This is a genomic window from Bradyrhizobium lablabi, from assembly GCF_001440475.1.
Lineage (GTDB): Bacteria > Pseudomonadota > Alphaproteobacteria > Rhizobiales > Xanthobacteraceae > Bradyrhizobium > Bradyrhizobium lablabi.
In genome coordinates this window covers 57,872-66,502 of record NZ_LLYB01000090.1, presented here as the reverse complement: position 1 = coordinate 66,502, position 8,631 = coordinate 57,872, and the positions used below count along the sequence as shown (strand labels likewise).

Genomic DNA, 8,631 nt, shown 5'->3' with positions numbered 1-8,631 from the left:
ACGCCGCCGTCGCCGTCGTTGATCGCAACCGTGTAGGTCAGCGTCAGGATNTTCGCCCTTCGCCAGATAGTCGAACGCGGTCGAGGCCGCGCAGAACGACAGGTCAACCGAGCCGGCCGAGGAGCCCGCAGCCTTGGTCACCGCGCCCGGCGTCACCAGCGCGATCAGCGCCGTCTCATTGAGCGCGAGGCCCGACGTGGTGCCGGTCGCCACCGCGCCGGTGATGGTTGCGGTGTGGCCGACGTCAGACAAATCGCGATCGGTGAACACCACTGACATTGTTGTCGTCAGCGCCGAAGTATTGGTCGGCTCCGTCAGGACCTGCGGCGCGATATCGGCGATTTCAGGTGCGTCGTTGCTGCCGTTGATGGTAACGACGATATCCTGCGCGGTGACGCCGCCATGATGGTCATCGACCTGCACCGTGTAAGTCAGCGTGACCGCCTCGCCATCGGCGAGATAGTCGAAATATTTGTCCGGCGCCGAGAACGACCAGCTCTTCGAGCCCTGCACGCCATCCGTGGAATCGGTCAACGGCCCCAGCGACAGCCAGCTCAGTTGAACCGCGCCGTTGGCAAGGCCCGTCTTCACGCCGGAGGCGCTGACGCCAGTGATCTTGACCGCATGCGTATCGGTCAGATCGGCATCGGTGAACGTGATCGCGCCGCTGGCGGTATCCGGCGCCGTCGAATTGTGGGTGCCTGCCTTTTCCGCGATCGTCGCGACCTGCGGATCGCTGGTAATCTCGGCGGTATCGTTACTGCCGGTGACGGTGACGGTAAGCGGCTTGGTGACCACGCCGCCATGCCCGTCATCGACGGTTGCCGTGTAGGTCAGCGTCAGGATTTCGCCGTCGGCAAGGAAGTCGAACGCCCCGTCAGCAACGCTGTAGCTCCAGCTTGCCGAACCGTTGTTGGTATTGCCGCTGGCCTGCACCACCGTCAGCGGCACATCCACATTCGCGATCGCGGCGAGCTGGGCTGCGGTGAGCGATGAGGTGATGTCGGTGTGAGCGGCATTCGCATAGGAGAAAGACGTAAACGCGGCGCTCGCCACCGGGCGGTCGGTCAGGTCGACATCGGTGAAGCTGATGGTGCCCGCTACGGTATGAAGCGCCGGTGATCCGGTCGGGTTCGGCTGGCCGGGATTCGACAGCTCGGGGAACGCCGCGCTCGTCACCTCGATGGTCGGAAGGTCGTTGGTGCCGGAGACGGCAACGTCCGCGCCATCGATGGAGACCGTGATCGACGTGCTGATGACGCCGCCATGGCCGTCATCGACCCTGGCGACATAATTGAGCACCAGCGTCTCGCCCTTGGCGAGGAAGTCGAACTTGCTGTCCTCGATGCTGTAGGTCCAGGTCGCCGAGCCGTTGTTGGTGTTTCCGCTGCCCTGCACCACGCTGAGCGGCACCTCGACGGCCTGGATCGCCGCCAGCTGCTCCGGCGTCAGCGTCGCCGTGACGTCGTTGCCGTCAGCGTCGTAATAGCGGAATGGATCGGTCGTGGAGATCGCCACGCTGACGACGGGACGGTCGGTCAGGTCGACGTCGCCGAAGGTGACGGTGCCGGATACGACATCGATCGCGGTGTTGCCGGTCCCGATCCGCTCCGTGATCTCGCCTCCGGTCGCGGAGATCGTCGGCTTGTCGTTGGTGCCGGTGATGACGATCGTGAACGGCACGAACGTCGTCTCGTTGTTCGGCGCGTAGTTGTTGTCGACCCGCGCCAGGTAGGTGAGTTCCAGCTTCTCGCCGGCGGCGAGGAAGTCGAACGCGCCATCGGCGATATTGTAGGTCCAGGTCGCCGTCCCGAAATTCTTGCCGTTGGGATCCTGCGCCACGGACAGCGGCACTTCGACCGCCTTGATCGCGGCGAGTTGCTCGGCCGTCAGCGTGGCGGTGACGTCGGCGCCCCGCGCGTTCTGATAGATGAAGGAAGAAGCCTTCGCACTGACACTCGGCGTGTCACCGCGGTTGAGGTCGAGATAGCTGACGCTACCGGAGATGCTGTTGAGCGCAGAGCTCGCGGTCACGTCGATCCGTTCGGTAACGGCGCCGCCGGACGCATCGGCCTGCGGCGGGCCCGGAATGTGCTCGAGCCTGGGCGGCGGGCTCGGATCCGCGGTAGGGGTGCCCCCGTGCGGAACGTTGACCAGTTGAACCGTCACGGGAATGAACTCCCCGCCGGTCAGCTTGACGAACAACGTTTCCGGAATGATCGAGTCGGTGAAATTGGTGGTGAGCTTGGTGTTCGGATTGTTCAGGTCGGTGAACTTCAGCGAGAACACGTCGCTGATGATCTTCTGCGCGTCGGGCGATAGCTGCACCGACGATTGGAAGCTGACACCGCCCTGACCGTTGATGATCGTCTGCGTGCCGGCCCGGTTGACGGTCGCGATCGGCGTCAGCGTGGTCTTGTCGAACAGGATGTAGGAGCCGGTGGTGCCGTCGGGCTCGACCAGCACCTGGAATTTCGCCGGCGGCGCGCCGCCCTGGCCGGGCACCTCGAAGTCGATCTCGACCAGCACCGCCGTACCGCGGATACCCATGGTCGCGACCGGCGTGTCGACCTTCATGTCGCCTTTCTTGGCGGTGGCGCCGGCAACGAACGATATCGTGCCCTGCACCAGGCTGAGCAGCGATTTGTTGTCCGACCCGTTGGGGTCGTAGACCATTTCGTTCAGCACCATCCTGGCGTTCGATGCGAGACCGAACACGGTGCCGTCGATGAAAGTGATGCCAAGCGTCGAATCGGATCCGGACTGGACGACGTCGCCTTTGTGAACGGTGTCGCCCTGATTCAGGATGATCGACACGCCGTTGCGGATCGCGGTCGCATTGCCGACGAGCTTCGTCACATGGCCGATCATTTGCGGCGCGACGCTGGCGCTGCCGCCGGCCTGCGCGAACTGGGTGTGCCCGGCCAGCGCGTTGACGATGTCGCCGGTCAGGTGGGCGCCATCGGGCGAAGCCAGCGCGGCGCGCTTCTCGCCCTTGAAGTAATCGGGCAGCACGAGCTCGCGCTCGCCGCTCGAGAGGATCAGGTCGACGCCCGACCGCTTGAAGTCGCCGCTGAAGAGCAGATGGGCATCAGGAACAATGATGGCGTCGGACGGCGCATGTGTCGAAACTTTGTCGACAAGGACCTTGCCCGAAGGTGAAACATGGCCGTGCGATGACAGCGATGACCCAAGGCCAATATCCGCGCCGGAAAAAGGGCCGAGGTCGCCCGATCCGAATTTCCCGGCGTAGTTCAATGGGCCACCGATCTAAATGGTTAAGAAGTATGAAATTTCCCCGCGGGGTTTTCATACCACGCGGGTAAGGAACACAAAAGTACGCCCGCAGAGAACACCCTCAATATGGGGTAAGTCTGCAACAGGACCGAAAAAGGTCCGGAAAAAGTGTCGGGCGAGAGTGTGGCAAGGAAAAGGCCGGAGCTGCCCCAGCCCGATTGAAAATTGGGCAAGGTCCGCCCAAGGCATAAAGATAAGCAGTCTAAAAGGCTTATCCTCGCCACCCCGCACCTGACGTCACTTCCCGCGGAAGGTACTGGCGCGCGACAGCCGGTCACTTCACCGATTCGGTGGTCACACATCTCAACCGGCACTCCCCCTTCGCGGGGATCCGGCACCGCACCGCCAGACAGGGCCGACAGGGTTAATGCGATGACTCGCGCCCCTTCCTAATCGTAGAAATTGCACCGTCTTCAGCAACACCACGTTCAGGCTGTTTCGCACTTCACGGCCAGCCGCGCCCCGCCCTTAAGCGGATCAAAAGCTCGCCCGCTCATCCTGCCCCCTGCAAAATGATCCGGTCACGCGCAGGCAGAACAAGCCCGCCGATGCCCGGACAAGGGGCGTCAGATGGGGTTGTCAGTGTATGCGCGCGCGTGGCGTGCAGGCATCGTCGCGTGCGGCTTGGCCGTTCTCGCACCGGCCGGCCTGCGGGCCGAGATGCCGGAGCCTTCAGCGCCAGTAGAATTGGTGCGGCGCTCGGCCGAGCCGTTCGGGCTTGCGGCATTTTCCCTCTCCAGTGGCGGACTGCGCGACAAATGGCTTGGTGTTCAGCACCGGCTCGACGACGAAATGGTGCAGCTTGCGCTGTGCCAAGGTGACCGTGACGGCTGCGCCTCTCCGGCCGCGCTGACGTTCCTCGACATCGTCGACGCCGCGCGCTTGCGCGAAGGCCGCGCCCGGCTTGGCGAAATCAACCGTGCCATCAATCTCGCGATCCGGGCGACCAGCGATCTCGCCCAGCACGGCCAGATCGACGTCTGGACGCCGCCGCTCGCAACGCTCGCCCGTGGCGGCGGCGATTGCGAGGACTACGCGATTGCGAAATTCGTGGCCCTGCGCCGGGTTGGCCTTTCGCCCGACGATCTCAGGATCGTGGTGCTGCGCGATACCATCCGCGGCGAGGACCATGCGGTCGCCGCTGCGCGGCTGGATGGACACTGGCTGATGCTCGATAACCGCCGCATGGCGATGGTCGAGGACGCCGATGTCAGAAATTTCCGGCCGACATTCGTGATCGGCCAGCACGGCGTGATGCGATATGCCGATGCTCCCCTGCTCGCCGACGCTTCGGGCAATGCCCCTGTCGCGTCATTCGTCGTGAGCTCCGTGGACGGTCATTCGAACACACCGACAGAATGACGGCACGCAATTGTTGCGCGCCGATGGTCAGCAACAATCTGCTCTTCTTGCCTGATCTTCCTCGCGCCGTGCCGATGGTGCGCCGCAGCCGGTATACCAGCGTGTGCTCGTTCGCTGAAAACATGATGAGGCAAATTTTCTCTTTTGCATTTCGTGCCCCGGCTTGATTGACGCGATCCTTCTCACCGGCATAGCATTCCACCAGATCCGCTAGAGATCACTGGGAGGGAATGAAATGATACGTTCGCCGCGTGTTGATTCCGCTTGCCGTCTGCTTCCTGAAATTGCCGTTACTTCCCGTCGACCGGCGCACCTTGCGCAGGCCGCGGTCGCCATTGCACTCGGCCTGACGCTATCCTGCAGCGCAGCCCTTGCACAGAGCCCCGCCAAGGGATCGCCCGAGCACATCAAGGCCGTTACCTCGGCGGTCGACGGCGCTTCGATCAAGGCCAACACCGCGACCTCGAACGACTGGCCGACCATCGGCCTCGACTATGCCGAGACGCGCTTCTCCAAGCTCAACCAGATCAACGCCGACAACGTCAAGAAACTCGGGCTTGTGTGGAGCTATCCACTCGAATCATCCCGCGGCGTCGAGGCGACGCCGCTGGTCGTCGACGGTGTCATGTATGTCACGGCCTCATGGAGCGTGGTGCATGCGATCGATGCGCGCACCGGCAAGCGACTCTGGAGCTACGATCCGAAGGTCGACCGCGAGAAGGGCTACAAGGGCTGCTGCGACGTGGTCAATCGCGGCGTCGCGCTCTGGAAGGGCAAGGTGTTTGTCGGCGTCTATGACGGCCGCCTGGTCGCGCTTGATGCGGTCACCGGCAAGGTGGCATGGGAAAAGGACACGTTGATCGACAAGGAACACTCCTACACGATCACCGGCGCGCCGCGCGTGTTCAACGGCAAGGTCGTGATCGGCAATGGCGGCGCCGAATTCGGTGCGCGCGGCTACGTCACCGCCTATGACGCCGAGACCGGCAACCAAGCCTGGCGCTGGTTCACGGTGCCCGGCGATCCGTCAAAACCTTTCGAAGATGAATCGATGGCGGCCGCAGCCAAGACATGGGATCCGGCCAGCAAATACTGGATCAATGGCGGCGGCGGCACGGCGTGGGACACCATCACCTTCGATCCCGAACTCAACATGGTCTATATCGGCACCGGCAATGGCGCGCCATGGGCCCGCAACGCGCGCAGCCCGTCCGGCGGCGACAATCTCTACCTCGCCTCGCTGGTGGCGCTGAACGCCGACACCGGCAAATACATCTGGCATTACCAGGAAACGCCCGGCGATAACTGGGACTATACCTCCACCCAGCCGATGATCCTCGCCGACCTCAACATCGACGGTGCGCCACGCAAGGTGATCCTGCACGCGCCGAAGAACGGCTTCTTCTTCGTGATCGACCGGACCAACGGCAAGTTCATCTCGGCGAAGAACTTCGTCGATGTGAATTGGACGACCGGCTACGACGCGAACGGACGGCCGATGGAGACGGCCGACGCGCGCACCGACAAGCCGTACGACATGATCCCGGGCCCGTATGGCGCCCACAACTGGCATCCGATGTCATTCAACCCGCAAACCGGCCTCGTCTATCTGCCGGCGCAGAACATTCCCGTGCGGGTGGTTGAAGACAAGAAATGGGCGCACAACGAAAACGCTCCCGGACGGCCCATGGTCGGGCTGGGCTGGAACCTCGGCTACAACTTCGATGCGGATCCGCCGAAAAACACGCCGTTCGGCCGTCTGCTCGCCTGGGATCCGGTCAAGCAGAAGGAAGCCTGGCGCGCCGAATATGTCGCGCCGTGGAACGGCGGCACGCTGACCACGGCAGGCAATCTTGTGTTCCAGGGCTCGGCCGACGGGCGCTTCATCGCCTACAACGCGACAACGGGCGAAAAACTCTGGGAGAAGCCGGTGGGCAGCGGCGCGGTCGCGGCGGCCTCCACCTACACGATCGACGGCAAGCAATATGTCTCGATTGCGGTCGGCTGGGGCGGCGTGTTCGGTCTCTTGCAGCGCGCGACCGAGCTGCAGAGCCCGGGCACGGTCTACACCTTCGCGATCGACGGCAACGCGCCGCCGCCGGAATTCGTGAAGTACCAGACCGAGGGCCTGCTTGCGGGCGTGCCATATGACCCGAACCACGTCGGCGAAGGTACGCTGCTCTATCTCAGCAACTGCGTGCTCTGTCACGGCGTCCCCGGCGTCGACAAGGGCGGCAATATCAGGAACCTCGGTTACGTCTCCAAGGAAACCATCGCCAACCTCAAGGACTTCGTGTTCAAGGGCCCGTTCCGCGACCAGGGCATGCCTGACTTCACGGGCAAGCTGAAGGAAGAGGATATCCCGAAGCTGCAGGCCTTCATCCAGGGCACGGCGGACGCGATCCGGCCGAAGTGACTGCTACGCTCCTGCCCCGGACAAAAGCGCGACCCCCGTCTTCGCGCAGATGTCCGGGGCGTCGCGTCCCGAGCCAGACGGACTTTCGGCCGCGAACGCCGTGATCCAGATCGCGTCTTGTCCGAATTCAGCAAACAACATCGACCGGCTTTAGATGCGCAGCGGCAACGCGCCGGTTGCATGCGCTCGCCCGTTGTCCGCTCAAGGCGAACGGAATGAAGCACCACATGCCAACCCGTCCCTCTGCGCAGCTTTGATCTGGCGCAAAGCGCCAGACATCCGCCGGCGCATGGTTGTTCGAACCCGTCTTCGTGAGACGGGTTCGACCCGGATGACGCCAGTATGAAATTCCTGCGCATCATCGTTCGCCGTCTTGGCGGGCCCGAGGTCCTGGAGACGGTTGAGGAAGAGGCACCGGAACCGGCGCACGGCGAGGTGCGGGTGCGCATATTCGCTGCCGGCGTCTCCTTTGCAGACCTGCTGATGCGGGAGGGTATTCATCCGGAGAAAACGCGGCTCCCCTTCACGCCGGGATGGGACATCGTGGGGGCCGTGGACAAGGTCGGAGAAGACGCGCCGCAAGCCATGCTCGGTCAGATGGTTGCTGCCATGCCAATCCACGGCGGCTACGCCCAATACATCTGCCTGCCACTGCCTGAACTCACCCTTGTCCCGGCCGGCCTTGATCCGGATGAGGCCGTCAGCCTCGTGCTCAATTACATCACCGCCTACCAAATGATCCATCGCGTTGCCCATGCCCTGCCGGGCCAGCGCGTGCTCATTCATGGTGCGGCCGGAGGACTCGGCACCGCCTTGCTGCAGCTTGGCCGCCTCGCCGGCCTCGAAATGTATGGCACCGCATCGCTCGCAACGCATCGGATCGTATCCGATCTGGGCGCCACCCCGATCGACTATCAGACAGTCGACTTTGTCGAAGCGATTCACCGCCTGACAGGCGACGGCGTGGATGTCGTTTTCGACGGGGTTGGCGAGGAAAATGTCTGGCGATCCTTCCAGACGCTGAGACGGGACGGCCGTGTCATCGTCTATGGCTTCACGTCGTTTCTGCGAAAGGGCCAGCTGACGGGGGGCTTGCGGTACCGTTTTCGAGGCATTGTACGGCCAGCGTGGTACGCACTCCGTGCACTCCTCTCACCGGGCAGGAGGCGCATCCTCCCATACAGCATCCAGATGCTGAAGCGGCAAAAACCCGACTGGTTCCGGGAAGATTTGAGCAAGCTGCTTGATCTGCTTCGCGACCGGAAGATTCAGCCGATCATTGCGGAACGCATTCCGTTGCACGAGGCTCGCCACGCGCAGGAACTGCTCGGCCAGGGATCGGTAAGGGGCAAGCTTGTGCTGGTCTGCGATTGAGCACCGAAAGACAAAGGGCTGCGCAAGCGACCCGTGCGGCCCTTCTTCGTTTGATGGGGACAGCCCGAATCAACCGTCATTGCGAGCGAAGCGAAGCAATCCATCCATCCCCGCGAGGAAAGATGGATTGCTTCGTCGCTACGCTCCTCGCAATGACGGAAACATTGGCTGCTGGGCAACGG

General features: G+C 63.1%; 4 protein-coding genes. 3 read left to right on the top strand and 1 reads right to left on the bottom strand.

The features are described 5' to 3' along the window. Positions 1–51: 51 nt before the first annotated feature. On the bottom strand, positions 52–3,258 hold a 3,207-nt coding region (locus tag CQ14_RS44800; RefSeq protein ID WP_210183172.1), incomplete at its 3' end, for a VCBS domain-containing protein. Positions 3,259–3,867: 609 nt separating this feature from the next. Between CQ14_RS44800 and CQ14_RS26190 the strand changes: the two genes are divergently transcribed. From CQ14_RS26190 to CQ14_RS26180, 3 genes are all read left to right on the top strand, one after another. After that, positions 3,868–4,659, top strand: coding sequence for a transglutaminase-like cysteine peptidase (locus CQ14_RS26190; RefSeq protein WP_057860716.1), 792 nt, complete (start codon positions 3,868–3,870; stop codon positions 4,657–4,659). Positions 4,660–4,894: 235 nt separating this feature from the next. Then, a complete protein-coding gene (locus CQ14_RS26185; protein WP_057860715.1) occupies positions 4,895–7,075 on the top strand; it encodes a PQQ-dependent dehydrogenase, methanol/ethanol family in 2,181 nt (726 codons plus the stop codon). A gap of 342 nt (positions 7,076–7,417) precedes the next feature. Beyond that, positions 7,418–8,449 (top strand): medium chain dehydrogenase/reductase family protein, encoded by a 1,032-nt coding sequence (locus tag CQ14_RS26180; RefSeq protein WP_057860714.1) that lies wholly within the window; start codon positions 7,418–7,420, stop codon positions 8,447–8,449. Positions 8,450–8,631 lie beyond the last annotated feature (182 nt).